This is a genomic window from Pigmentiphaga sp. NML080357, from assembly GCF_002188465.1.
Taxonomy (GTDB): Bacteria; Pseudomonadota; Gammaproteobacteria; order Burkholderiales; family Burkholderiaceae_B; genus Pigmentiphaga.
Genome location: NZ_NINW01000049.1, coordinates 325,282 through 349,278 on the forward strand (window position 1 = coordinate 325,282; position 23,997 = coordinate 349,278).

Annotated in this window: 25 protein-coding genes; 17 read left to right on the forward strand and 8 right to left on the reverse strand. The window is 65.2% G+C overall.

Annotated features, from left to right (window positions below; genetic code table 11):
- Nucleotides 1–11: 11 nt before the first annotated feature.
- The 6 genes from CDO44_RS24035 to CDO44_RS24060 all read left to right on the forward strand — a co-directional run bounded on the left by CDO44_RS24035 (nt 12) and on the right by CDO44_RS24060 (nt 5,275).
- Nucleotides 12–332: a YciI family protein gene (locus CDO44_RS24035; protein ID WP_087782764.1), complete on the forward strand. Its 321-nt coding sequence runs from the start codon at nt 12–14 to the stop codon at nt 330–332.
- On the forward strand, nt 329–1,294 hold the full coding sequence (locus CDO44_RS24040) for a tripartite tricarboxylate transporter substrate binding protein (RefSeq protein ID WP_087782765.1): 966 nt from the start codon (nt 329–331) through the stop codon (nt 1,292–1,294). The genes CDO44_RS24035 and CDO44_RS24040 overlap by 4 nt, the downstream gene beginning before the upstream one ends.
- Before the next feature lie 249 nt (nt 1,295–1,543).
- A complete protein-coding gene (locus CDO44_RS24045; protein WP_087782766.1) occupies nt 1,544–2,494 on the forward strand; it encodes an acetaldehyde dehydrogenase (acetylating) in 951 nt (316 codons plus the stop codon).
- A gap of 10 nt (nt 2,495–2,504) precedes the next feature.
- Nucleotides 2,505–3,512, forward strand: a complete 1,008-nt coding sequence (gene dmpG / locus CDO44_RS24050; RefSeq protein ID WP_087782767.1) for a 4-hydroxy-2-oxovalerate aldolase — start codon at nt 2,505–2,507, stop codon at nt 3,510–3,512.
- 180 nt (nt 3,513–3,692) lie between these two features.
- Nucleotides 3,693–3,935: a helix-turn-helix domain-containing protein gene (locus tag CDO44_RS24055; RefSeq protein WP_087782768.1), complete on the forward strand. Its 243-nt coding sequence runs from the start codon at nt 3,693–3,695 to the stop codon at nt 3,933–3,935.
- A 2-nt stretch (nt 3,936–3,937) separates the two neighbouring features.
- Complete coding sequence (locus tag CDO44_RS24060) at nt 3,938–5,275, forward strand: type II toxin-antitoxin system HipA family toxin (protein WP_087782769.1); 1,338 nt, start codon at nt 3,938–3,940, stop codon at nt 5,273–5,275.
- Between the two features lie 16 nt (nt 5,276–5,291).
- On the opposite strand, the gene CDO44_RS27895 is transcribed toward CDO44_RS24060, so the two are convergent.
- The 5 genes from CDO44_RS27895 to CDO44_RS24080 form a co-directional block, all read right to left on the reverse strand.
- Entirely contained in the window at nt 5,292–6,011 is a 720-nt protein-coding gene (locus CDO44_RS27895; RefSeq protein WP_198951434.1) for an alkyl sulfatase dimerization domain-containing protein, read from the reverse strand.
- A complete protein-coding gene (locus tag CDO44_RS27900; RefSeq protein ID WP_198951435.1) occupies nt 5,978–6,478 on the reverse strand; it encodes an MBL fold metallo-hydrolase in 501 nt (166 codons plus the stop codon). The genes CDO44_RS27895 and CDO44_RS27900 overlap by 34 nt, the downstream gene beginning before the upstream one ends.
- A 299-nt stretch (nt 6,479–6,777) precedes the next feature.
- Nucleotides 6,778–7,257, reverse strand: a complete 480-nt coding sequence (locus CDO44_RS24070; RefSeq protein WP_087782770.1) for a DUF2231 domain-containing protein — start codon at nt 7,255–7,257, stop codon at nt 6,778–6,780.
- 110 nt (nt 7,258–7,367) lie between these two features.
- Nucleotides 7,368–8,696 carry an amidohydrolase family protein gene (locus CDO44_RS24075; RefSeq protein WP_087782771.1) on the reverse strand — a complete coding sequence of 443 codons (1,329 nt, stop codon included), beginning with the start codon at nt 8,694–8,696 and terminating at the stop codon, nt 7,368–7,370.
- Between the two features lie 365 nt (nt 8,697–9,061).
- The gene (locus CDO44_RS24080; RefSeq protein ID WP_087782772.1) at nt 9,062–9,328 is read right to left on the reverse strand and encodes an accessory factor UbiK family protein; all 267 of its coding nucleotides are present in this window, start codon (nt 9,326–9,328) and stop codon (nt 9,062–9,064) included.
- Between the two features lie 287 nt (nt 9,329–9,615).
- Between CDO44_RS24080 and CDO44_RS24085 the strand changes: the two genes are divergently transcribed.
- From CDO44_RS24085 to CDO44_RS24135, 11 genes are all read left to right on the forward strand, one after another.
- Entirely contained in the window at nt 9,616–10,338 is a 723-nt protein-coding gene (locus CDO44_RS24085; RefSeq protein WP_087782773.1) for a TorF family putative porin, read from the forward strand.
- Nucleotides 10,339–10,404: 66 nt separating this feature from the next.
- Complete coding sequence (gene glnK, locus CDO44_RS24090; protein WP_087782774.1) at nt 10,405–10,743, forward strand: P-II family nitrogen regulator; 339 nt, start codon at nt 10,405–10,407, stop codon at nt 10,741–10,743.
- A gap of 132 nt (nt 10,744–10,875) precedes the next feature.
- Nucleotides 10,876–12,093: an ammonium transporter gene (locus tag CDO44_RS24095; RefSeq protein WP_369824713.1), complete on the forward strand. Its 1,218-nt coding sequence runs from the start codon at nt 10,876–10,878 to the stop codon at nt 12,091–12,093.
- Nucleotides 12,094–12,565: 472 nt separating this feature from the next.
- On the forward strand, nt 12,566–13,348 hold the full coding sequence (locus CDO44_RS24100) for a GntR family transcriptional regulator (protein ID WP_087782775.1): 783 nt from the start codon (nt 12,566–12,568) through the stop codon (nt 13,346–13,348).
- Between the two features lie 128 nt (nt 13,349–13,476).
- Nucleotides 13,477–14,652: an ABC transporter substrate-binding protein gene (locus CDO44_RS24105; RefSeq protein ID WP_087782776.1), complete on the forward strand. Its 1,176-nt coding sequence runs from the start codon at nt 13,477–13,479 to the stop codon at nt 14,650–14,652.
- 353 nt (nt 14,653–15,005) lie between these two features.
- Nucleotides 15,006–15,866 (forward strand): branched-chain amino acid ABC transporter permease, encoded by an 861-nt coding sequence (locus tag CDO44_RS24110; protein ID WP_087782777.1) that lies wholly within the window; start codon nt 15,006–15,008, stop codon nt 15,864–15,866.
- A gap of 2 nt (nt 15,867–15,868) precedes the next feature.
- The gene (locus CDO44_RS24115; RefSeq protein ID WP_087782778.1) at nt 15,869–16,888 is read left to right on the forward strand and encodes a branched-chain amino acid ABC transporter permease; all 1,020 of its coding nucleotides are present in this window, start codon (nt 15,869–15,871) and stop codon (nt 16,886–16,888) included.
- Nucleotides 16,885–17,649, forward strand: a complete 765-nt coding sequence (locus CDO44_RS24120) for an ABC transporter ATP-binding protein (protein WP_087782779.1) — start codon at nt 16,885–16,887, stop codon at nt 17,647–17,649. The genes CDO44_RS24115 and CDO44_RS24120 overlap by 4 nt, the downstream gene beginning before the upstream one ends.
- On the forward strand, nt 17,642–18,349 hold the full coding sequence (locus tag CDO44_RS24125) for an ABC transporter ATP-binding protein (protein WP_087782780.1): 708 nt from the start codon (nt 17,642–17,644) through the stop codon (nt 18,347–18,349). Before CDO44_RS24120 ends, CDO44_RS24125 begins: the two co-directional genes overlap by 8 nt.
- Nucleotides 18,350–18,353: 4 nt before the next feature.
- On the forward strand, nt 18,354–19,232 hold the full coding sequence (locus CDO44_RS24130; protein WP_087782781.1) for an RNA polymerase sigma-70 factor: 879 nt from the start codon (nt 18,354–18,356) through the stop codon (nt 19,230–19,232).
- 98 nt (nt 19,233–19,330) lie between these two features.
- Nucleotides 19,331–20,365 (forward strand): LysR family transcriptional regulator, encoded by a 1,035-nt coding sequence (locus tag CDO44_RS24135; RefSeq protein WP_087783100.1) that lies wholly within the window; start codon nt 19,331–19,333, stop codon nt 20,363–20,365.
- A gap of 8 nt (nt 20,366–20,373) precedes the next feature.
- Here the strand turns inward: CDO44_RS24135 and CDO44_RS24140 are convergent, their stop codons facing one another.
- The 3 genes from CDO44_RS24140 to CDO44_RS24150 all read right to left on the reverse strand — a co-directional run bounded on the left by CDO44_RS24140 (nt 20,374) and on the right by CDO44_RS24150 (nt 23,747).
- Entirely contained in the window at nt 20,374–20,853 is a 480-nt protein-coding gene (locus tag CDO44_RS24140; protein ID WP_087782782.1) for a carboxymuconolactone decarboxylase family protein, read from the reverse strand.
- Between the two features lie 223 nt (nt 20,854–21,076).
- Entirely contained in the window at nt 21,077–22,525 is a 1,449-nt protein-coding gene (locus CDO44_RS24145) for an alpha/beta hydrolase (protein WP_144389587.1), read from the reverse strand.
- Between the two features lie 104 nt (nt 22,526–22,629).
- Nucleotides 22,630–23,747 (reverse strand): IS3 family transposase gene (locus CDO44_RS24150; protein WP_087782784.1). Its coding sequence is split into 2 segments (ribosomal slippage): nt 22,630–23,498 and nt 23,498–23,747, totalling 1,119 coding nucleotides; the frame shifts between segments, so codons are not numbered across the junction.
- Nucleotides 23,748–23,997 lie beyond the last annotated feature (250 nt).

Consider the following 23,997-nt stretch of genomic DNA (forward strand, 5'->3'; position numbering starts at 1 on the left):
GCCGGACTTTCATGAACGGCCGCGCGCTTTACCTCATGTACGCCGAGGACGTGGACCACAGCGAGGCGCTGCGCGCGCCCCTGCGCGAGGCGCACATCCGCCGCCGCGCGGAACTGGCCGCACAGGGCCGCGTAGTCGTGTCGGGCCCCTTGTGGGATTCTGACGCCGCGCAAGGCGACTACTGCGGCAGCCTGCTGGTGGCCGCCTTCGATTCGCTGGCGCAGGCGCAGGCCTGGGCCGATGCGGACCCGTACGCGCGGGCCGGCATTTATCGCCGCATGGTCGTGCGCCGTATCAATACGCACTTCCTGGCCCAGGAGTCCTCGCCATGATCACGCGCCGCGCTTTCGGCCTGGCTTCCCTGGCGGCGCTCGGCCTGCCCGCGCTCGCCGCGTTTCCCGACAAGCCGATCCGCATTCTCGTGGGCTTTGCCGCGGGCGGCCCGGCGGATACCTGTGCGCGCCTCGTCGCGCGGCTGCTGGGCGAAAGCCTGGGCCAGCAAGTGGTAGTGGAGAACCGGCCAGGCGCCGGCGGGGCGTTGGCGACCCGGGCGGTGAAGGGCGCGCCTCCCGATGGCCATACGTTGCTGCTGTGCGCGTTCGCCGACGTGCTCAACCCCATCATCAATCCCGCGGAGGCGCGCTACAGCCTGGTGGACGATTTCGCGCCCATCACGCGCATCACCGGCGTGGGCAACGTGCTGGTCGTGCATCCCTCGCTGCCGGCGAAGTCGGTGTCCGAGCTGGTGGCGTATGCGCGCTCGCGGCCGGGGCAGCTGGACTACGGTTCGGCCGGCATCGGCTCGGCAAGCCACCTGGCCGGCGAGTTGTTCGGCGGGCTGGCGCAGGTCAAGGTGACGCATGTGCCGTACAAGGGCACGGCGCAGGCGCAGGTGGACTTGCAGGCTGGCATCCTGGCCTTCATGTTTGACAGCCTGATCAGTGCGCTGCCCAATGTGCAGGCGGGCAAGGTGCGCGCGCTGGCGGTGACCACGGCCACGCGTTCGCCCGGGGCCCCCACGGTGCCGACGATGATGGAAGCGGGCGTGCCGGAGTACGACCTGACTTCCTGGTTCGGCCTGGCGGCGCCCAAGGGTACGCCGGCGCCCGTGGTGGAGCGGCTCGCCGGCGCGGTGCGCCAGATCCTCAAGCGCGGGGAGGCCGACGAGGCCTTGCTACTCTTGGGCGGGGAGCCCGACGACATGGACAGTGCCGGTTTCGAGCGCTACCTTCGCAGTGAAGATGCCCGGTGGAAGAGGCTTTTCGAGGCGGGCACGGTTCGCATCGATAAGTAGAAAGCCGGCTGGGCGCCCCGCGCGGGAACGCGCCTGTCCGCCTTCGCTGCCGCGGTTTTTCCGGCTGTGCGGCGCGCACAGGCCTCTTCGTTCGCGGACGAAGGGGTTTCTTTCCTTCTGGATTGCCAAGAAAGGAGAATCTTCTGCTTTCGGGGGCGAAATGCCCAAAAAAAGCAAGGCTATTTCCGCCCTCCTGGAAGATACTATCCGTCGAATTCGTATCAGCATCACCACACTCAGGAGCGGCTCATGGGGCGGCAAGACGACAACAAATCCAAAGTGGCGATCATCGGCTCGGGCAATATCGGCACCGACCTGATGATCAAGATCATGCGGCATGGCAAGCACCTGCAAATGGGCGCCATGGTCGGGATCGATCCGAAATCCGACGGCCTGGCGCGCGCCGAGCGGCTGGGCGTGCCCATTACCGCGGGCGGTATCGACGGGCTCCTGGCCATGCCCAATTTCGACGAGATCCGCATCGCCTTCGACGCGACCTCGGCCGGCGCCCACAAGCGCCACAATGAATTGCTGCAGGCCAAGGGCGTGCAGGTGATCGACCTGACGCCCGCCGCCATCGGCCCCTATGTGATCCCCGCGATCAACATCGACGAGCACCTGGACTCGCCCAACATCAACATGGTCACCTGCGGCGGCCAGGCCACGATCCCGATGGTCAAGGCCGTCTCGCGCGTGGCCAAGGTGCACTACGGCGAGATCATCGCGTCCATCGCCAGCAAGTCGGCCGGTCCCGGCACCCGCGCCAACATCGACGAGTTCACCGAGACCACGTCCAAGGCCATCGAGGTGATCGGCGGCGCTGCGCGCGGCAAGGCGATCATCATCCTGAACCCGGCCGAGCCGCCGCTGATCATGCGCGACACCGTGTTCACGCTGTCGGAAATGGCCGACACCAAGGCGATCGAGGACAGCATCGCCGAGATGGTCGCCACGGTGCAGAGCTACGTGCCGGGCTACCGCCTGAAGCAGCGCGTGCAGTTCGACGAGATCCCCGCCAGCGCGCCGCTGAACGTGCCGGGCCTGGGCAAGCTGTCGGGCCTGAAGACCTCCGTCTTCCTGGAAGTGGAGGGCGCCGCCCACTACCTGCCCGCCTACGCCGGCAACCTGGACATCATGACCTCGGCCGCCCTGGCGTGCGCCGAGCGCTTCGCGCAGACCCACCTGGTGGAAGCCGCCTGAGGACCGCATTATGAGCAACAAGAAACTCTACATTTCCGACGTCACGCTGCGCGACGGCAGCCACGCCATCCGCCACCAGTACAGCATCAAGAACGTCCGCGACATCGCCAAGGCGCTGGACGAGGCCAAGGTCGACAGCCTGGAAGTGGCGCACGGCGACGGCCTGTCGGGCTCGAGCTTCAACTATGGCTTCGGCGCGCATACCGACCTCGAGTGGATCGAGGCGGTGGCCGATACGGTCAAGCACGCCAAGGTCGCGACGCTGCTGATCCCCGGCGTTGGCACCGTGCACGACCTGCGCAACGCCTATGACGCCGGCGCCCGCGTGGTGCGCGTGGCCACCCACTGCACCGAAGCCGACGTGTCCAAGCAGCACATCGAGTTCGCCCGCAACCTGGGCATGGACGCCGTGGGCTTCCTGATGATGAGCCATATGAACACGCCCCAGAAGCTGGCCGAGCAGGCCAAGCTGATGGAAAGCTACGGCGCCTCGTGCGTGTACGTGGTGGATTCGGGCGGCGCGCTCAACATGAACGACGTGCGCGACCGCTTCCGCGCGTTCAAGGACGTGCTCAAGCCCGAGACGCAGACCGGCATCCACGCCCACCACAACCTGAGCCTGGGCGTGGCCAACTCCATCGTCGCGGTGGAAGAAGGTTGCGACCGCATCGACGCCAGCCTGGCCGGCATGGGCGCGGGCGCGGGCAATGCGCCGCTGGAAGTGTTCATCGCCGCCGCCGACCGCATGGGCTGGAACCATGGCTGCGACCTGTACAAGCTGATGGACGCGGCCGACGACATCGTGCGTCCGCTGCAGGACCGCCCGGTGCGCGTGGACCGCGAGACCCTGGCGCTGGGCTACGCCGGCGTCTACTCCAGCTTCCTGCGCCACGCGGAAGCCGCCGCCGCCAAGTACGACCTGAAGACCGTCGACATCCTGGTCGAGCTGGGCCGCCGCAAGATGGTGGGCGGCCAGGAAGACATGATCGTCGACGTGGCGCTCGACCTGAAGAAGTAATCCGTTTTTATCAGTAGTGCACGTGGCGCCGAAGGGCGCATTGACAGGCCCGGGATGGGGTTCCATCCCGGGCTTTTTTTATCGGCATTTTCGATATTCTGATTTTATCGCTATCACCGATATTTGTGTTTTATCGATAATAGCGATAAAGTGGTTTCATCGTCCTCATCGATGACAATCATGCCCAGAGTCTCCACGCCTTCCCAAGTCGGCGCCCTGTTGACCGCAAGGCGCAAAGCCCTGGGATTGTCCCAGGCGGCGGTCGCTTCCCGATTGGGCATCAGCCAGAACCGCCTGTCCGAACTGGAAACCGAACCGGCCCATTTGACGCTCGACCGCTTGCTGGCCTTGACCGGCTTGCTGGGCCTGGACCTGGTGTTGCAGGAAAAGGCCAAGCTCCCCGCTCCCCGGAGCGAGTGGTAGCCATGGGCCGCCGCGCCCATAGCCGGGCCCTGGACGTCTGGGCCAATGGCGTGTTCGTCGGCCAATGGCGGGTCCTGCCGCAAGGCACGGATGAATTGCTGTACGACGCCGGATGGGCGGCGTCGCCGTCGGGCCGCCCGCTTTCGCTGTCCCTGCCCATACCGCTGGATCGGCGGCCGGTGAAAGGCGGGGCGGTCCGCAATTTCTTCGATAACCTGTTGCCGGACAGCGACCGCATCCGCCAGCGCCTGCAAGCGCGCTTTCGCACGCCCGGCACCGGGGCCTTCGATTTGCTGGCCGCCATCGGCAGGGATTGCGTGGGCGCGGTGCAACTGCTGCCGGAAGGAGAGTCGCCTGCCGACGTGCGTCGTATCGAGGCCGAACTGCTGGGCGAGGACGACGTCGAGCGCATCTTGCTGGGAACCGTTGCGGCGCCCGGGGCGCTGGGCCGCGCCGCCGATGACGAGGACTTCCGGATATCGATCGCCGGTGCGCAGGAAAAGACGGCCTTGCTCTGGCACGACCGCCGATGGTGCCGCCCGCTCGGCGCCACGCCCACCACGCACATCTTCAAGTTGCCGCTCGGCGTGGTGGGAAACCGCCAGGCAGACATGCGCACCTCGGTGGAGAACGAGTGGCTGTGCACGGAGTTGCTGCGCGCATTCGGCTTGCCCGTGGCGCCGTGCCGGATCGCCCGGTTCGGCGGGCAGAAAGTGTTGATCGTCGAGCGTTTCGACCGCCGCCTTGCCGAAGGCGGCTATTGGCTGCGCCTGCCCCAGGAAGACTTCTGCCAGGCCTGCGGCATCCGGCCCGATGCCAAATACGAGGCGGACGGCGGTCCCGGCCTGAAGGAAATCGCCGACATCCTGGCGAATTCCGAGCATCGCGACGCGGACTTGCGCACGCTGCTGCAAGCGCAATTGCTGTTCTGGCTGCTGGCGGCCACCGACGGGCATGCCAAGAATTTCTCCATCCACCTGCTGCCCCAAGGGCGGTATCAACTGACGCCCCTGTACGACGTCCTGTCGGCCTGGCCCGTCATCGGCAAGGGCGCCGGCCGGCTGGACTACAAGAAGCTCAAGCTCGCCATGGCCTTGCGGGGCAAGAGCAAGCACTACAAGCTGGATGAGATACAGCGGCGGCATTTCGACAGCACCGCGCGCGCCTGCGGCTACGGGCCCGGCATGCAGGATCTCGTCGAGGAGATCCTGGCGCGGGCCGAAAGCGTGCTCGATGAAGTAGCGGGGCGATTGCCTGCGGGATTCCCTGGGGACGTGTTCGAGGCCATCGCGCTGGGCATGAAGTGGTCCGCGGCAAGATTGGCGGCCATGAAACCCTGATGCGCGCGCCGGGATCTTACCGCGCGCTATCCGCCGGCATGTCCCGCAGCAGGTATTGCGCCGTGGTGAGGTAGTAATTGCGCGCCGTGGCGTTGACTTGCCGTTCGCCGAGCTCGGTTAGCGCACTGGCCTTGATCTGCTTCGCCTCGGCGTTCTTGTCGTCCACGGCCAGCAGGTAGTCGGCCAGCTCCGCCGCCCATTGGAAATCGCCGCCCGACAAGGCCTTGCCCGCGCGGGCGAGCACTTCCCGGGCGCCGCCGCTCATGTCGATGATCCTGGCGGCGCGCTCTTTTTCCGGAAGCGGAAACATGTTGGTGGCGTTCCCGTCGAACCAGCCCACGTAGTCGGCATAGATGCCGCGCACCGTCCAGGCGACGCCGCCATAGTATTCCTGCAGGTAAGGGCTGGCGGCCAGGTGGGGCGGCAGCTTGATCCGCTGCACCAGCTCGTCGGGCCGCAAGCCTTGCCGGATGCCTTCGATGGTCTGCTCGTAGACGGTGCGGATGCCGTCGCGATAGGCCGTCAGCGCGGCGCGCACGTGCTTTGCCCCGGCGATGGGCCGCATGTGGCCGGGAACGAGGTGCTCCGCGTCGAGGTCGATCATTTTTTCCAGGCTGGCCATCCAGTTCTCCGGCGAACGCAGCCGGGTGCCGCGGATGGGCGCGAGGTTGGGGAACGCCTGGTAGAAATCGTCCCCGGCCATCAGGACGCGCTGGTCCGGCAGCCAGACGGCCACGTTTTCCTCGGTTTCCCCGGGCGTATGGAGAAGCTGCCGGGCAGGGCCATGCCGAACGCGTCCCCGCCGTCGCGCATGCCGCGCACGATGTCGGGGCGCCCTTCGACGATGAGCCGGTGGCCGTGGATCTCCGGATGATCGTTGCCGGCGAAGACGGATGCGCCGCCGGAATGGTCAGGATGGTTGTGGGTGTAGATGATGGCGCGTACCGGGCGCACCAGCCGGTCGCCGAAGGCGGCCACGATGGCGCGCGCATCGACGGGGTTGGCGCAGGTGTCGACGATGATGGACCCGCCCTCGCCTCGTATCAGCGCGACGTTGCTGGCCGAATAGCCAACCGCCACGTATACGCCGCTGGCCACCTCGATCACTTCCTGGCGGAATTCCCGGGAGTGCGCGCGAAGCTGTTCGCGTCCCGCGAATTCCGGGCCGGTCATGGCGGCGTCCATTGCCGTTGTTCCGATCATGCGTGTCGCCATATCTGCCTCGTTCTACAGGACCCCATCGTTGCTTGCATCGCTCCGCGAGGGGCCGAAGGCATGATTGTCGCCTTTCCAAATGTTGTAGAGCACGTCGATAATTGGCAGGAAGCATTCCAAATATGAGAGGACTCCGTTGGACCTGAACGCAGCGCGCATGTTCGTCGCCGCCGTCCAGGCCGGCAGTTTGTCGGCTGCGGCGGCGCGCCTGGGCGTGCCGCTTCCCCCGGGTAATCCAGGCATGCGAAATCGATGCGGGGCGGCCCGCAAACTAGGCGCGAGGCCCGCTACGGACGGCGATCGGCATGCAGCGAGCTCGGCGCGTCGAGCCCCGCATCCTCATGGACGCCGACGCCCAGCCGCGATACCAGTTCGCCGCCCAGCCAGGCCGTCACCAGCGCAATGGCCAGGGCGAGCAGCGAGAGGATAAGCGACAAGGCGGGCAGCCCGCCATCGGCACTTCTCGCCAGCCATGCGACCAGAAAGAGCAGGGTCACGACCAGGTTGCCGCCGCCATGCAGGGCGCCGACGCGCTTGGCCCGCGTGCCGGCGGGGATGTGCAGCCAGTCGGCAAACCCGAAAGGCGCCGCCGCCAATGCGCCGATGATGCCGGCCGCCATCATCCAGTAAGCCGCCATGGACAGCGCGCCGATGTCGGCGGCCAGCGCGATGAGGTCGAACAGGACGGCCGTGGCGAGCAGGCCCAGGGGAAACACGATCAGCATCTGGTGGACGGGGTGGCCCAGGAAGCGCGCATAGCTTTGCATGGTGTTCTCCTCGGCAGTCGGAGTCGCGGACGAGGGCGTACGCCAGCAAACGCCGTACCCGCCCGTGGCGGCGAGCGAAGGAGGCGCCGGTACGGCCACGGCGCCGGCCGCTATTGCCTGGCGATCGCCGCGGCGGTATCGGCCTTCATCTTCTCCAGCGCCGCGGCGGACAGGTACCTGCCTTTGAGGACGACGGCCGAGATCCTGCCCAGGTTCGCCACGTCGGCGACGGGATTCGCGTCGAGCACGACCAGGTCGGCGTTCTTGCCTTCTTCCACCGTGCCCAGCGTGGCCTGGCGCCCCATGAATTCCGCCGGATCCAGGGTCGCCATCTGCAGGATCTCGAGCGGCGAGAAACCCGCGGCGGCCAGTTCGCGGAATTCCTGGTGCAGGCTGATGCCGGGGACGAGCCAGACGCTCATGTCGCCGCTGAAGTCCGAGCCCGTCATCATCTTGACGCCGTTCTGCTTCATCAGCCGGGAGACCCGCTTCTGCAGCTCGTAGAACTGCTGGAGGGTGGCGACCGCGCTCGCGGGCAGCTTGGCGAATTGGTCGCCGACCTCTTGCCATATCGCGCGCGTGGACTTGTCGACGTAGGCCAGGTTGGGGTCGTTCCTGTATTGCGGATCGTTGCCGTAGACCTGCGTACGCAGCCGGATGAGGGTCAGTGTCTGCCAGGTATTGTTCTTGACGAATACCTTGCTCAGCGCCGCGCATTTGCTTTCATCGTAAGTGTCCAGGATGCGCTGGTAGAACGGCGCGTTCTGGGCGCCGTCGTAGGCCCTGGGATTGGTGACGAATGTGGGCGGGAAAGGCGGCTTGAGCGACCCGGCCAGCGCCGCGGCGCGCAGGGTCTGCTCTTCGCTGGAGCAATCCATGATGAGGCCCCATCCGGCGCCGAGGTGATCGAAGGAGGGCGCGCCGGCATCGCTCGCGTCCCGCGCGCTGATGGCCGGGTTCAGGTGCGCCTCGCCGCCATGGAATATGACCTCGGGCGCGAGTACCCGGCCCGCGGCGCTGTCCCGGTTCAAGGCGTTGCCGCGCTCGATGTTGGCGGGGGAATCGGACTCCTCGCGGAATCCGGTGATGCCGCTGGCGATCATCAGCGGCCAATAGGGCGGGTTGCCGTCGGCGCGGTGGACGGCATGGGCATGCATGTCGAGATAGCCGGGCACGACGTATTTGCCGGAGACATCGAAGGCCTGGGCGGCGCCCGTGGCGCGCAGGGGCTGGGCGGTGATGCGCCGGATCTTGCCGCCCTCGACGTGGAGGTTCATGCCGGCCGAGAGCGAACCGTCCCGCGTGTTCACGACGATTGCGTTCTGCAGGACGGTGCCGCCGGCGACGTCGATGGCGTTGTCGCCTCCGCCGCCGCACGCGGCGAGCAGGGGTGCGAGCGCCGCGAGGACGCCGAGGATGGCTTGGTTGCGAAGGGTCATTGCCTGTCTCCACCTGATGTCGTTATCCATGCCGGCGGCGCGCTGCGCGGCAGTGCGTTCCGGCTCCATGTGGACTGCGGATGGGCCTGCCGGGCCCGGATCGGATCTTAGGTGGCGCGGGCTTGGGGGAGGAGATGGCGGGTTTGCCGCGACGATACCCATGAGGTATCGGTTGGGGGACGGAGATGAAATGGGTCGCGTGACCGGCGGGCGATCCGGGCCCTGGCCGCAACGGTCGTGGGCGGCATGGGGCCGGCGTCGACGGCCCTGGCGGGCGTTTTTTTACCCTATCTTTATTTACGCGCTGCCATGATGGCGCCGGGCCGAGGGCCCTGCGCGCCATGCCCCGCAGCGGGGCACTGACGTCAAGTTTGCGACGATTTATTTTCCAGGGCGATCACCCTGGCTTCCAGCGCTTGCACTTGTGCTTCCAACGCATCCACTTTAGCCCGGGTCCGCGCCAGCAACTCGGTCTGGATATCGAACTCTTCGCGGGTGATCAGATCGAGGCGGGTGAACGTCTGCCCGAGGAACCCCTTGACGTTGCGTTCGATGTCGGCCGCCGGGCTGCGGGCGATCAGGTCGGAGATGTTTTTCTGCAGGTCTTCGAACCAGTCGGTGCGGTTGATCATGATGGTTTTCCTCAAAAGCGGGCTGCCGGCCTCCAGTGTAGTCCGGTGGAGGAAAAAGCGCGCGCGCCGCCCGATGGTGCGTCGATTGCGCTTGCCTGACCATCGATGCACCAAGTTGGTTCGTGCGCAGGGCGGGAATGGTGCGCTCCGAGGGGAACACAACCTGGCACGGGAAATGCTCGGTAACAGTCGGAGCCGCCGTCCATGGCTCCTGGCACCGCGTTCACGCCAGTCGCGCCACCCACGCACTGGACCGCTTGGCTGATAAACCCGCTTCGGAACGAACCATGAAAAAGACTTTGCTTGCGACCGCTTTGGCCTTGTGCGCGACCTCGACCGCTTTCGCCGCGGAGCCGGAACCCGACTACACCTTCACCGGCAACGCCGGCCTGTTCAGCGACTACCGGTTCCGCGGATTCAGCCAGACCAACCTGAAGCCGGCCTTCCAGGGCGGTTTCGACTTTGCCCACAAATCGGGTTTCTACCTGGGCAACTGGAACTCCAACGTCGCCAGCGAGCTGTACAGCGGCGGCAACCTGGAGATGGATTTCTACGGCGGCTACAAGTTCAAGTATGGCGATTTCGCCTTCGACGTGGGCGGCCTCTATTACTACTACCCCGGTTCCAAGCTCAACGGCGACACGATCGACAACTTCGAGCTGTATGGCGCCGTGGGCTGGGGTCCCTTCACGCTGAAGTATTCGCATGGCATGACCGATTTCTTCGGCACGCCGGACAGCAAGAACAACTACTACCTGGACCTGGGCGCGGCCTTCGACCTGGGCGACGGCTGGGGCGCCAATGCGCACGTCGGCTACCAGAAGCTCAAGAACGACCCGGCGGGCCTGGATCACTACGTCGACTACAAGGCCGGCGTGACCAAGGACCTGAACGGCTGGATCCTGGGGCTCTCGCTGGTGACCACCAGCAAGAAGGACTGGGTGATCACCAACAAGGGCAAGAACGCCGGCCGCTTCGGCGCGGTGTTCAGCGTCAGCAAGGCGTTCTAACCCCGGTGGCGGCCCCGGGCCGCCCGCCGGACAGCCATTTCGATTCATCAACATGTGGGGTTCGTCATGAAACTCATCACTGCAATCATCAAGCCGTTCAAGCTTGACGAGGTGCGCGAAGCCCTCTCCGGCATCGGGGTCCAGGGCATCACCGTCACCGAAATCAAGGGCTTCGGCCGCCAGAAGGGCCATACCGAGCTTTACCGGGGCGCGGAGTACGTGGTCGATTTTCTGCCCAAGGTCAAGGTCGAGATCGCGCTGGAAGACGACCTGGTCGACCGCGCCATCGAGGCCATCGAGAACTCCGCCCGCACCGGCAAGATCGGCGACGGGAAGATCTTCGTCTTCCCGCTGGAGCAAGTCATTCGTATTCGTACCGGGGAAACCGGCAAGGACGCCCTCTGATAGGACGATTCAAAAATGAAAACAACGCATTCTTTCTTGATCAAGGCATTCGGGGCGGGACTGGCGCTGGTGCTGGCACTGTTTGCCGGCCCCGCGCTGGCGGAGGAAGCGCCCGCGCTGGTGGGCGCGGACATGGCTTGGTTGAGCACGTCGACCATCCTCGTCTTGTTGATGGTGGTGCCGGGCCTGGCGCTGTTCTATGGCGGCCTGGTGCGTAGCAAGAACATGCTGTCGGTCCTGATGCAGGTCCTGGTCACGTTTTCGCTGATCGTGGTCCTGTGGTTCATCTACGGTTATTCGCTGGCCTTCACCAGCGGCAACGCCTTCCTCGGCGGGCTGGATCGCCTGTTCCTGAAAGGCCTGTTCGATGCCGAGACCGGTGCCTTCCCGCTGTCCGGCACCGTGCCCGAACTGAGCTTCGCCGCCTTCCAGGCCACGTTCGCCGGCATCACGTGCGCGCTGATCGTGGGCGCCTTCGCCGAGCGCGCGCGCTTCTCGGCGGTGCTGCTGTTCATGGTCCTGTGGTTCACCTTCGCCTACATCCCCATCGCGCACATGGTGTGGTTCGGCGGCGACGTGAAGGGCTTCCTGTTCGAGCGCGGTGCGCTGGACTTCGCGGGCGGCACGGTGGTGCACATCAACGCCGGCGTGGCCGGGCTGGTGGGCGCCTATGTGATCGGCAAGCGCCTGGGCTTCGGCCGGGAAGCGCTGTCGCCCCACAACCTGCCCATGACCATGATCGGCGCCTCGCTGCTGTGGGTGGGCTGGTTCGGCTTCAACGCCGGCTCGGCGCTGGCCGCCAACAACGTCGCCGCGCTGGCCTTCATGAACACGCTGGTCGCCACCGCCGCCGCGGTGCTGGGCTGGGTGTTCACCGAGTGGGCGATCAAGGGTCGTCCCTCCATGCTGGGCGGCGCTTCCGGCGCGGTGGCCGGCCTGGTGGGCGTGACCCCGGCTGCCGGCGTGGTCGGCCCGGTCGGCGCGCTGGTCATCGGCCTGGCCGCGGGCGTGATCTGCGTCTGGGGCGTGAACGGCCTGAAGCGCATGCTCAAGGTGGACGACTCGCTGGACGTCTTCGGCGTCCATGGCGTGGGCGGCATCGTCGGCGCGCTGCTGACCGGCATTTTCAACGCGAAGGTGCTGGGCGGCCCGGGCGTCGACGGCATGACCATCATGAGCCAGCTGTGGGTGCAGGTCGAGGCGGTGATCATCACCATCGTCTGGACCACGATCGTCGCGCTGATCGCCTACAAGATCGCCGATGCGCTGCTGGGGCTGCGCGTGTCCGAAGAGGACGAGCGCGAAGGCCTGGACATTACTACCCACGGGGAAAGCGCATATCACTCTTGACTCCCCCCTACGCGCTTGCGCGCGCCCCCCGGGGGGCGGCGCTGGCGGACCGGCAAAGCCGGATCCGCGGCGCCCTGGGTCTAGTGCGATTATCTTGGGGTTGGCGCCGGTGCTTCGCTGACCGCGATTGGAGTCTGAGAGACTCGTATTGAATCGCTAGGCTTCGAGGGGAGTTGCCTTTGGGAAAGCCGCCACACTTTAGGGTGTGGCGGCTTTTTTTGTGAGGCGTGGCGGGAGCGGTGTCGCGATGGTCGTTGAGCCTCCGGTTGTATACCCACCTTGGCGTTTTCCCTAGGCCGGCTACAAAGCGCTTGTTAACTTTGGGCAGTTCTGTATACAGTTTGTATCCAGTAAAGCAGTCCATGCCGTAGCGGAGACATGATCCACCCCTGTCGCTTCCCTGGCGCCGCCGGCGTCTTGTCTGTCCGGACGTCCTGTCCGCGGCCGTCTTTTTCTATGCGGGGGGCACGCCGTGACTGAGCGTACGCCGACCCTCGTACGAGCCGAAGGCAAGGCCAAGTCGGGCGGGGCGCAGACGACCGCGGCGGAGCTGGGGTTGCGCGAGCTGATTCTTTCCGGCGAGCTGACGCCGGGCGCGCGTCTTTCCGAACCCAGCGTGGCCGAGCGGCTCGGCATTTCGCGCACGCCCATACGCGCGGCGATGGCGCGGCTGGAAGACGAAGGGCTGCTGGAGCTGATTCCTTCCGGCGGCTATGCGGTCAAGGCGTTTACCGAGGCGGAGATCCGCGATTCCATCGAGGTGCGGGGCACCATGGAAGGCCTGGCCGCGCGCATGGCGGCCGAGCGGGGCGTGTCCACCACGGATCTCGACGCGATGCGCGATTGCCTGAGCGACATCGACAAGGCGCTGAAGGGCCGGGACAAAGGCGTGGCCGACCTGTCGCGCTACATCGAACTGAATCGCCGTTTCCACCAGATGCTGCATTACCTGCCGGGCAGCGCGGTGCTGGAGCGCCAGATCGCGCGTGCGACCAACCTGCCTTTCGCTTCTCCCAACGGTTTCCTGCAGGCGCAGGCCGACGATGAAGAGGCCTGGCTGAGCCTGATCGTGGCGCAGGATCAACATTGGATGGTGCTCGCGGCCATCGAGAATCGCGAAGGCGCGCGCGCCGAAGCGATCATGCGAGAACATGCGCGCATAGCTTTCCGCAACATGCAGTCGGTGCTGCGCAATCAGCACATGTTCGAACAGATACCGGGCGCGCGACTGATACGTCGGCGCATACCGCGATAACTTTTCGGGCTTGCCGATTACCCTCGAGTTGCAACCTTGGCCGTTTACAAACTGATACGCTATGCCGCGCATTCAGCGGCATTGGATTTCCAACGATGTCACTTCTGGTGAGTTAGCAAGGAGACACCATGAACAACAAACGCAGTCTGCTCAAGATCGCGGCCGCGCTGATGCTGGCGGGCACCACGGCGCTGCCGGCCCATGCGCAGGACGTGGTCAAGGTCGGCCTCATCCTGCCGATGACGGGTCCGTTCGCCTCCACCGGCCGGCAGATCGAAGCCGCCGCCCGGCTGTACATGGCCGAACACGGCACCACCGTGGCGGGCAAGAAGATCGAGCTCATCGTCAAGGACGACACCAACGTTGCCGACACGACCAAGCGCCTGGCCCAGGAGCTGGTGGTCAACGACAAGGTCGCCGTGCTGGCCGGCTTCGGCCTCACGCCGCTGGCGCTGTCCACTGCCCCCATCGCCACGCAGGCCAAGGTGCCGATGGTGGTGATGGCCGCCGCGACCGCGATGATCACCGAGCAGTCGCCCTACATCGTGCGCTCCGGCTTCACGCTGCCGCAGGCCACGCTGGGCATCGCCAAGTGGGCGCCCGAGAACGGCATCAAGAAGGTCGTGACCCTGGTGTCCGACTACGGCCCCGGCATCGATGCGCAGAACTCGTTCAAGAAGGTCTTCACCGCCAGCGGCGGCGAGGTCGTGCAAGAGCTGCGCGTGCCGGTGCGCAACCCCGATTTCGCGCCGTTCCTGCAGCGCGTGCGCGATGCCAAGCCTGACGCGGTCTTCGTGTTCGTGCCCTCGGGCGTGGGCTCGGTGTTCATGAAGCAGTTCGCCGAGCGCGGCCTCGACAAGGCCGGCATCAAGCTGATCGGCACCGGCGACGTGACCGACGACGACCTGCTCAACGACATGGGCAACGTGGCCCTGGGCGTGGTCACCTCCATGCACTACACGGCCGCCCTGGACAACCGCGCCAACAAGGCCTACGTGGCCGGCATCGCCAAGGCCAACAACGGCATGCGTCCCAACTTCCACAGCGTGGGCGGCTACGACGGCATGCACCTGATCTACAAGGCGCTGGAAGCCACCAAGGGCGACACCAACGGCGACAAGCTGCTGGCCGCGATGAAGGGCCAGAAGTGGGAAAGCCCGCGCGGCCCGGTCATGCTGGATCCCGAAACGCGCGAGATGGTGCAGAACATCTACATCAGCAAGGTCGAGCGCGTGAACGGTGGCCTGTATAACGTGCCGTTCGACAAGATCGAGGCGGTCAAGGACCCAGCGAAGATCAAATAACCCCAGGGGGAAGCCCACCCCCTTGCGGCCTTCGGCCGCTCCCCCTCAAGGGGGCGGCGCTGGCGGGCCGGCAAAGCCGGATCCGCGGCGCCCTGGATCTGGTACGGCTTTCTTGGTTTGTGCACCGCTGCTACCGCTGGCATCCAGCGAAGCACCGGCGCTACATTCCAAGAAAGCGGTACTAGACCCAGGATGCGGTGGATCCGGCTCCGCCGGTCCACCCGCATCGCCCCCTTGAGGGGGCGCCCGGAGGGCGTAGGGGGTGGGCCTCCCTTCCGGTCCACCCGCATCGCCCCCTGGGGGGGGCGCGCGTCAGCGCGTAGGGGGGGCCTGCTCTACTCTAGTGAAGTCTCATGCTGACCATATTGTTTGACGGCATTGCCTACGGCATGCTGCTGTTCGTGCTGGCTTGCGGCCTGGCCGTTACGCTGGGATTGATGAATTTCATCAATCTCGCGCACGGCGCGTTCGCCATGGCGGGCGGGTATGTGACCGTGCTGGCGATGTCGCGCCTGAATGTTCCTTTTCTTCTGTGCCTGCCGCTGGCCTTCCTGGTGTCCGCGCTGCTCGGCGCGATCCTGGAGCGCACGCTGTACAAGCGCGTGTATGGGCAGTCGCACCTGAACCAGGTGCTGTTCTCGATCGGGTTGACCTTCATGGCCACGGCCGCGGTCGATTACTTCATGGGTTCGCAGCAACAGTTCCTGCAGCTGCCCGAGTGGCTGAGCGGGCGTTCCGAGATCGCCGGTGTCGGCATCGGCCACTACCGGCTGTTCGTCATCGCTATCTGCGTGGTGCTGGTGGTCGCGCTGCAGCTCATCCTGAGCAAGACGCGCTTCGGCAGCCGGCTGCGCGCGGCGGTGGACGATCCGCGCGCGGCCAGCGGCCTGGGTATCAACATCAACCTGGTGTTCCTGTCGACCTTCGCGTTCGGGTCCGGGCTGGCGGGCCTGGGCGGCGCGCTGGGCGCCGACCTGCTGGGCCTCGATCCCACCTTTCCGCTCAAGTTCATGATCTATTTCCTGGTCGTGGTGGCGGTGGGCGGCACCAGTTCGATCACCGGGCCGCTGCTGGCGTCGCTGCTGCTGGGCATCGCCGACGTCGCGGGCAAGTACTACATCCCGACCATGGGAGCTTTCATCATCTATTGCGTCATGATCGTCACCCTGATGCTGCGGCCGCAGGGCTTGTTCGCCAGGGCGGGGGGTAAGTGAAAATGGCTGTCGCAACCCAAGCCCCCGTGCAGGAAGGCGCGGCCGCGCCTTCCGCGTTGCGTGCGCTGGGCGCGCGCTGGTCGCGCATCCGTCCGTTCGAGATCGCCTTCTGGGTGGTGGCGATCGGCGCCGCTTTCGTGCTGCCGCGCGGCTTCCTGCTGCTGAACGAGCTGGCCATCCTCGCGCTGTTCGCGGTGTCGCTGGACCTCATTCTCGGCTACGCCGGCATCGTGTCCCTGGGCCATGCCGCGTTCTTCGGACTGGGCGCCTACTGCGCCGCGCTGCTGGCCAAGCATTTCGGCATGGACCCCGTGCTGGGGCTCCTGATATCGGCGGCGATAAGCGCCTTGCTGGGTCTCGTGACCAGCGTGCTGGTCATGCGCGGCTCGGACCTGACCCGGTTGATGGTCACGCTGGGCGTGGCGCTGATCCTGTACGAGCTCGCCAACAAGCTCGACTGGCTGACGGGCGGCGCGGACGGCCTGACCGGCGTCACCATGGTGCCGCTGTTCGGCAAGTTCGAGTTCGACCTGTTCGGGCGCACCGCGTACCTGTACTCGATCGTGGTGCTGGCGATCCTGTTCTTCATCGCCCGTGCGATCGTGCGTTCGCCCTTCGGCATGTCGCTGCAGGTGGTGCGCCAGAACCCGCTGCGGGCGGCCGCCATGGGCGTGGCCGTGAACCGCCGCCGGGCTGCGGTCTACACGCTGGCCGCCGCCTACGCCGGCGTGGCAGGGGCGCTGCTGGCGCAGACCACCGGCTTCGCTTCGCTCGACGTGCTGGACTTCCACCGTTCGGCCGACGTGATGCTGATGCTCGTCATCGGCGGCGCGGGCTACCTGTACGGCGGCATCATCGGCGCCGTCATCTTCAAGTTCATGCAGGACTGGCTGTCCGGCATCACCCCGCAGTACTGGCAATTCTGGATCGGCCTCCTGCTGGTCGTCATCGTGGTCGTGGGCCACGAGAAGCTGGTGCGCCCCTGGACCTGGTTCCGCCGCGGGCACGGAGGCAAACAATGACGACGGTATTGCAGACCTTCAACCTGACCAAGCGTTTCGGCGGCCTGGTCGCCACCAACGACGTTTCGCTCAAGGTCGAGCGCGGCGCGCGCCAGGCCCTGATCGGCCCCAATGGCGCGGGCAAGACCACGCTCATCAACCTGCTGACGGGCGTGCTTGCGCCCACTTCGGGCCGCATCGAGCTCGAGGGTGAGGACATCACGGGCCTGCCTGTCCATGCGCGGGCGTCGAAAGGCCTGGTCCGGACGTTCCAGATCAATCAGCTGTTCGCCGAAATGACGCCGGCCGAAGCCATGGCGGTGGCGATTGCCGAGCGGGAAGGGCAGGGCTGGCGCTTCTTGCGGCCGCTCGGGCGTCGCGGCGAAATCATGGACGAATGCGCGGCAGTGCTCGAACAATGCAACCTGCTCGATGTGATGGACCGCAAGACGGCAGTCTTGCCTTACGGCAAGCAGCGCCTGCTGGAAATCGCCCTGGCGCTTGCAGCCAAGCCGCGCGTTCTCCTGCTGGACGAGCCCGTGGCCGGCGTGCCCGATGGGGAGCGGCGCGAGATTCTCCAGACCGTCGGCGCCTTGCCCGATGACGTCACCATTCTGTTGATCGAGCACGACATGGACCTGGTTTTCAGCTTTGCCGACCGCATTTCGGTGCTGGTCAATGGCGGGCTCTTCGTGGAGGGGCCCAATGCCGAAATTGCGCGCGACCCACGCGTGAAGGCTGTGTACCTCGGCGAAGAAGCGGTGGGAGGGGCGCATGCCTGAGCTGTTGAAACTCGAGGGCATCGTCGCCGGATATGGCGAAGCCAAGGTGCTGGCGGGCATCGACCTCGCCTTGGACGAAGGGCGCGCCCTCGCGCTGTTGGGGCGCAATGGCACTGGCAAGACGACCCTCATCAACACCATCGTCGGGCATACCCGCCGCTTTGCGGGCCGCATCACGCTCGGCGGCAGGGACCTGACCACGCTGCGTCCCGACCAGCGCGCCGCGGCGGGCATCGGCTGGGTCCCGCAGGAGCGAAACATTTTCAAGTCGCTCACGGTGGAGGAGAATCTGACGGCGGTGGCCCTGCCCGGTCCCTGGAATCTGCAGCGCGTCTACGACATGTTTCCCCGGTTGCGGGAGCGCAGGGCCAACATGGGGAATCAGCTCTCCGGCGGAGAGCAGCAAATGCTGGCCATCGGCCGGGCGCTGATGTTGAATCCGCGGGTGCTGCTGCTGGACGAGCCGCTGGAAGGCCTGGCGCCCATCATCGTCCAGGAGTTGATGAACGTCTTGCAGCGCATCATCCGCGACGAAGGCATGTCGGCCATCCTCGTCGAGCAGAATGCGCGCAAGGCGCTCGGCATCACCCACGACGCCATCGTGCTGGAGCGGGGAAGCGTCGTGCACCGCAGCCCTGCCCGGGACCTGCTGGCCGACGGTCCGACGCTCGACCGCCTGTTGGGGGTGGCCAAGCACTGACGCCATGACCGACGCCACGACGTTATTCGCCCGTCTGCGGCCGCGCCTGCACGCGATCGCCTATCGGATGCTAGGCACCGTGGCAGACGCGGAAGATGTGGTCCAGGAGGCGTGGTTGAGGTGGAATGAGGTCGATCGGCCCGCGCTGGACAGTCCCGAGGCCTGGTTGGTAACGGTGGCGACCCGCCTGTCCATCGATCGCCTGCGCAAGCTCAAGGCCCAGCGCGAGAGTTACGTCGGCGTGTGGTTGCCCGAGCCCATCCTGACCGAATCGCCCGAGACGCCGGAGGAGATCCGCGAGCGGCGCGACGACGTCTCCCTGGCGTTCCTCATGCTGCTGGAACGCCTTTCTCCCGATGCCCGCGCGGCCTTCTTGATGCGCGAGGTATTCGACGCGGATTATGGGGAAGTCGCCCGCATCCTCGGGAAGACCGAAGCGGCCTGCCGTCAGCTCGTGCGCCGCGCGAAGCAACAGCTGCGGGAAGCGCGGCCGCGGCGGGCCGTGCCGCAGGAGATCCATCGGCGGCTCCTGGGCGCATTCGCAGATGCCATGCGGCGAGGAGATTTCCACGAGCTGCGCGCCTTGCTCAGCGAAGATGCCGAGCTGATCGGTGACGGCGGCGGCAGGGTGCCGGCTTTCGCTCGCCTGGCGGGCGGCAAGCGTCTCGCACAACTGTTCTACGCGGTCAAGCGGCGCCATGGCGAGGGCTTGCGGGTGGAGGTCGCGCAGGTCAATGGGGAGTGGGCGCTCCTGCGTTTCATCGACGGCGTGCTGGAGTCGGTCCAGGCCTTCGAGACCGATGGCGAGCGCATCGTCCGCGTGTTCGTGCAGCGCAATCCGGACAAACTGGCGGTCGTCGCTACCGCCTGGGGCAAGCGATAAGGCGGCGCGCCGGGGCCGTGTCACAAAACGGCTACTTCGTTCGTCTTATGGGCATGGACGCGAACATTTTTTCCGGCGGGGCTGCCAGGGCCCTGCCCATGCGTGTCGGCCCACCCGACGCCCTGGCTTCCAATTTCGCTGCGAGCCATGCCGGCGTGCTGGCGTTCATCGCGGTCGCGATGGAAGGCAGTTTCGCCAAGGCGGGCGAGCGCCTGGGCATAGGCCGCTCGGCCGTCAGCCGCTCCGTCAGCAAGCTGGAAACCCAATTGGGCGTGCGGCTTTTCGTGCGCACGACGCGCCGGACCACATTGACTTCCGAAGGCGAACGATTCTACGAAAAGTGCCGCGACGGCGTGGAACGGATTGCGCAGGCGGTCGAGGAAATGCGGGAGCTGCGCGCGGGTCCGCCGTCGGGGCATTTGCGCGTGGTCTGCCCCACCGGGTTCGGGCGTAAGGTCGTCGCGCCCCTGCTGCATGGGTTCCGCGCCGCCCATCCGGCGGTTTCGGTCGAGCTGCTGCTCGACGATAGGCCTGCCGACTTCACTGCAGGCCGCATCGACGTGGCGTTTCGCAATGGACGCATGGAAGACAGCTCGATCATCGCCCGGCAACTGATGCCCATGGCGATGTTCCTGTGCGCCGCGCCCGCCTACGTGGCTGCGCATGGACTGCCGCGGAACCTCGAGGACCTCTCGAACCATCGTTGCGTGGGCTTGAGATTGCCATCCGGACACGCATGCGAATGGGAATTCAAGGTCGACGGCGGGGTCCGCAGGTTGGCACCGCGCGCCATGCTGTCCTTCAACGACGAAGACCTCGTCTTGCAGGCGGTGCTTGCCGGGGAAGGCATCGCGCAGCTGGCGGGTTACCAGGTGGACGAGCACTTGCGCACGGGTGCGTTGGTGGCATGCTTGTCGCAGCATGCACCCGCGGACCGCGGGCATTACCTTTGCTATCCGAGCCGCCAGCATTTGCCGGGACGCATACGTGCGTTCGTCGACTACATGATCGAGCACATGGGCGCGCGTGGGCGGCCGCGACGGGATGGCCCGCGCTTGCATTTACCGTCTTGCGGACAGTCGGCAGATGCCTGGCCGCGCGCCGGGGCTACCTGGGGCGCCAGGGCTGCCTGACAGCGCGGTCACGCGAGCCCGGCCTTGTCGAGGCCGTAAGCCTTGTCCGCCGTGCCGTGCAGGGTACGAAAGCCCACGTTTAGCCGGTTCCAGGCATTGATGACCATGATCGCGAAGCTCAGGTCGGTGATTTCTTTTTCCGAGAAGTGCTCCCGCACGTGCTCGTAGATTTCGTCGGGTACGCCCTCCGCGGGCAGGCGCGTCAGGACTTCGGTCCAGGCCAGCGCTGCGCGTTCACGCGGGGAGAACAGCGTGGACTCGCGCCAGACCGCGACGTGGTGCAGCCGCAACTCGCGCTCGCCATGGATCTTGGCTTCCTTGACGTGCATGTCCAGGCAGAAGCCGCAGCCGTTCATCTGCGACGCGCGGATGTCTACCAAGCAAAGCGTGGAGCGCTCGATGGAACAGGTTTTCAAGAAAGCGCTGAGATCGACGAGTTTCTTGAACAATTCGGGCGATTGCTCGAAGGCATTGATGCGTTGGGTCATGCGATTGCCTCATTCGGAAAAGGTCTGTCCGGAACCTCCGGAAGATCGGGAGCCGCATGGCGGCTGACGATGGGACCATCCTAGGCTCAGGGCACGCTTGGCGGTAGATACCCGAGAGTGAACAGCGTGTTGCGTGGGAGGAAGCAATGCCGGGATGGGAGTATCTGGAAAAGCCAAAAAAATCGCGGCGCTTGGCACGCCGCGATTCATCTTCATTTCCAGGCTACATGGCTTCAGGGGGAGCGTTGTCGGGCCGGTTGGCGCGCGGCGATTCAAACGGAACGAAGAGAGGCTCCGAAGCAGGGATCAGCTCCTTGGCCCGGGCATTCATGGCATCAGGACTCAGGTCGGGCCAGATGCCGGTGTTGATTCGCGACAGTAGGGCGTCGACGGCGGCAGCGGACTCGGAGGGATCGAATGAGCAATGTCCCGGCCGGTCCACTACCGTGGTTCGGTAGAGGGCGGTGTTCCCGCCATTAGCCTCCATTTTTTGTACATAAGCATCCATGATGGTGGGCGGCACAAGACTGTCTCCGGTAGTGTGGAACCGCAACACAGGAATCGTCGGTGTTCCATGCACGGTCCTTCCCGGTGCAGCCCAGAATGCGATTGCCTCAGGATCTGCTTCGATGCGTTCGGCGGTTGCCAGCTTGTCGAGATCTTCTTTCATATCGAGGCCGGCATCTGCGTACAAGGCCTGCACGAGCGCGCCCAGCATGGGTTCCGCGTTACCAAGGAAGTCTTCGTAATGGATTCCCTTGTTCCAAGAAAGTTGTCTTGGCACCGGGGAGCCGCCCGCATGTTCGGACATAAATCGGGATTGTCCGCCTGGTTGACCGGCGTTGAAAAGGACGGTCTCGAAAATCGCCTCTTGTAGTGCCGCCTTATCTTCGGGGTCTGGCTTCGGAACGGAGGTGGTTCCCCACGCCGGCCATTGGCCTATGGCTGCTGCCAATGCAATTCGAGCCCGGCCTTCAGGCGTCTCTTGTGCGGCACTGAGCGCTTCTTTCCATTTCGCGGATTGTTCGCTCACGGTATCGAGATCATCAAAGCCTACGATTTTCAATTCAGGTGCAATCAGGGTTTTTAGGACGAACCACCCATCCATCATCATGTTCATTAACGGGACTTGCTCATGCGCACAGCCGGCCACCACGCCGTCGACGCGATCCCCAAAGCGTTCGGCGATATTGAGGGCGTCAAACCCGCCGCCGGAGTGCCCGTACTGCACGACGGTCTTCGGTTTGCCGTACCGTTCCGCGAACATGTCGATGAGTTGCATCAGTTCATCTTGCTCCCTCGCGGGGTCGTAGTTGTATGTCCTCTGGGGGTTGCGCGCCGTCCCCGAGAGCCCATAACCATTCATGAGCCAATAGCAGCTTCGGGCACTGTCTTTGGCGCCCACGTAGTCCAGGTCGTTGATGAGTACGCCGTTCCACTTGGTGGGGCGCCGCATGTTCCACGGTGTTCCGCTGGCGAAGGTGCCTTCCGTTTCAGCGAACGTAACGGTACCGTCGCAACCGGCGATTTCCTCTTCTTGCGCCGGGGGGCCGTCATTGTCACTGCCGCACGCTGCGAGGAGCCCCATCGCCAATGCGCTGGCAGCAAGAGAAACTCTCTTTCGCGAACGAAGCAGGGCATAAGCACGCGGACGCTGTTGGGGTTTGGGCATGGTCGTCTCCTCGACATGTTTTGGGGATGTGGTCCTTGGCTATTCGTTCGCCATAGCGTTCGGACTCTGCTTAGCCGCCAAAATAATTAGCGTAAGCTCCCCTGTCAAGTAGACAACGGCCGATAGAGATTCGGAGCGTGGGTTAACCGAGGCATATACTGCACCGGCGGGATGCCGCCCAGCGCTTCATGTGGGCGGTATTCGTTGTAGTCGACGAGCCATCGGTCGGTGATGGCCTGGACTTGTTGCAACGTGGCGAACAGATGGGCATCGAGTACCTCGGTTCGATAGGTTCGATTGAAGCGCTCGATGAAGGCGTTCTGGTTGGGCTTGCCCGGCTGGATATAGCGAACAGCAATGCCTTTGGCTGCTGCCCATTCGGTAAACGCCTGGGAGATCATCTCCGGGCCGTTATCCAGGCGGATGGCATCCGGGGTGCCATAGCAGTCGATCAGGCGACTCAGAACCCGGATCAGGCGTGCCGAAGGGATCGACGTGCCCACCTCAATGGCCAGGCACTCGCGGTTCGCCTCGTCGATGACGTTCAGCGTCCGGAAGCGGCGGCCGCAGTACAAGGCGTCGTGCATGAAGTCCAGCGCCCAGCAGCGGTTCGGTTCGACTGCCAGGTCTAAGGGCTGGCGGGGCCGGTCCGGCAGTCGCTTCTTGCTGCGCCGTGGCAGATTCAATCCCATTTCACAATACACTCGGTGCACGCGCTTCTTGTTCCAGCAGCGGCCATCGAGCCGCAGCCGGGTGAAGCATTTCCAGAATCCCCAGCGCCCGTGCTTGCTCACCAAGGCATTGAGCGCATCAATCACTTCGGCATCGCGCTCGGATGCCGGCATCGGCCTCTTGTAATACGCCGCCCGCGATAGGCCTGCAATCTGGCAGGCACGGGTGATGGGCAACTTGGCCTGGAGCAACTGCGCCACCACCTCACGCCTGGCCGACGGCGTCAGGACTTTCGGTTCAGAACGTCCTTGATCGCTGCGTTCTCCAGCGCTAAGTCCGCGTACATGCGCTTGAGCTTGGCGTTCTCAGCTTCCAACTCACGCAGCCGCTGCAGTTCAGACACCTGCACGCCCGAGTACTTGCTCTTCCACTGGTAATAGGCCGCGCTGCTGATGCCATGCTTGCGGCATACCTCGGCCACCGGCATCCCGGCTTCGCCTTCCTTCAACACCGCGACAATCTGGCTTTCTGTGAACCTGCTTTTCTTCAAGGGAGTCTCCGAGTCAGGGAGGCTCCGAAATTCTACTGGCTGATGTCTACTCCAAGGGGGAGCTTACGAGTTGCCCAGGGGTCGCGAGCAACGAAGCAAAGATAAGAAACGTAAGGGCTTGTGTGCGCATGGGACGAGATGCTAGCCGCGGGTGCCCGGGGTGCTGAACGCGCCGGTGAAGCGGTCATCCCCGTTTCATTTTGTTGCCTTGTCTTGACTGCAGAACCGTTGCAAAGGCACGGCCTCGCAA

What these genes read in the sequence shown, in the direction of transcription:
- CDO44_RS24035 (WP_087782764.1), top strand. Translation starts at nt 12, where the DNA reads ATGAACGGCCGCGCGCTTTACCTCATGTACGCCGAGGACGTGGACCAC.
- CDO44_RS24040 (WP_087782765.1), top strand. Translation starts at nt 329, where the DNA reads ATGATCACGCGCCGCGCTTTCGGCCTGGCTTCCCTGGCGGCGCTCGGC.
- CDO44_RS24045 (WP_087782766.1), top strand. Translation starts at nt 1,544, where the DNA reads ATGGGGCGGCAAGACGACAACAAATCCAAAGTGGCGATCATCGGCTCG.
- dmpG (WP_087782767.1), top strand. Translation starts at nt 2,505, where the DNA reads ATGAGCAACAAGAAACTCTACATTTCCGACGTCACGCTGCGCGACGGC.
- CDO44_RS24055 (WP_087782768.1), top strand. Translation starts at nt 3,693, where the DNA reads ATGCCCAGAGTCTCCACGCCTTCCCAAGTCGGCGCCCTGTTGACCGCA.
- CDO44_RS24060 (WP_087782769.1), top strand. Translation starts at nt 3,938, where the DNA reads ATGGGCCGCCGCGCCCATAGCCGGGCCCTGGACGTCTGGGCCAATGGC.
- CDO44_RS27900 (WP_198951435.1), bottom strand. Translation starts at nt 6,478, where the DNA reads ATGATCGGAACAACGGCAATGGACGCCGCCATGACCGGCCCGGAATTC.
- CDO44_RS24070 (WP_087782770.1), bottom strand. Translation starts at nt 7,257, where the DNA reads ATGCAAAGCTATGCGCGCTTCCTGGGCCACCCCGTCCACCAGATGCTG.
- CDO44_RS24075 (WP_087782771.1), bottom strand. Translation starts at nt 8,696, where the DNA reads ATGACCCTTCGCAACCAAGCCATCCTCGGCGTCCTCGCGGCGCTCGCA.
- CDO44_RS24080 (WP_087782772.1), bottom strand. Translation starts at nt 9,328, where the DNA reads ATGATCAACCGCACCGACTGGTTCGAAGACCTGCAGAAAAACATCTCC.
- CDO44_RS24085 (WP_087782773.1), top strand. Translation starts at nt 9,616, where the DNA reads ATGAAAAAGACTTTGCTTGCGACCGCTTTGGCCTTGTGCGCGACCTCG.
- glnK (WP_087782774.1), top strand. Translation starts at nt 10,405, where the DNA reads ATGAAACTCATCACTGCAATCATCAAGCCGTTCAAGCTTGACGAGGTG.
- CDO44_RS24095 (WP_369824713.1), top strand. Translation starts at nt 10,876, where the DNA reads ATGGCTTGGTTGAGCACGTCGACCATCCTCGTCTTGTTGATGGTGGTG.
- CDO44_RS24105 (WP_087782776.1), top strand. Translation starts at nt 13,477, where the DNA reads ATGAACAACAAACGCAGTCTGCTCAAGATCGCGGCCGCGCTGATGCTG.
- CDO44_RS24110 (WP_087782777.1), top strand. Translation starts at nt 15,006, where the DNA reads ATGCTGACCATATTGTTTGACGGCATTGCCTACGGCATGCTGCTGTTC.
- CDO44_RS24115 (WP_087782778.1), top strand. Translation starts at nt 15,869, where the DNA reads ATGGCTGTCGCAACCCAAGCCCCCGTGCAGGAAGGCGCGGCCGCGCCT.
- CDO44_RS24120 (WP_087782779.1), top strand. Translation starts at nt 16,885, where the DNA reads ATGACGACGGTATTGCAGACCTTCAACCTGACCAAGCGTTTCGGCGGC.
- CDO44_RS24125 (WP_087782780.1), top strand. Translation starts at nt 17,642, where the DNA reads ATGCCTGAGCTGTTGAAACTCGAGGGCATCGTCGCCGGATATGGCGAA.
- CDO44_RS24130 (WP_087782781.1), top strand. Translation starts at nt 18,354, where the DNA reads ATGACCGACGCCACGACGTTATTCGCCCGTCTGCGGCCGCGCCTGCAC.
- CDO44_RS24135 (WP_087783100.1), top strand. Translation starts at nt 19,331, where the DNA reads ATGCGTGTCGGCCCACCCGACGCCCTGGCTTCCAATTTCGCTGCGAGC.
- CDO44_RS24140 (WP_087782782.1), bottom strand. Translation starts at nt 20,853, where the DNA reads ATGACCCAACGCATCAATGCCTTCGAGCAATCGCCCGAATTGTTCAAG.
- CDO44_RS24145 (WP_144389587.1), bottom strand. Translation starts at nt 22,525, where the DNA reads ATGCCCAAACCCCAACAGCGTCCGCGTGCTTATGCCCTGCTTCGTTCG.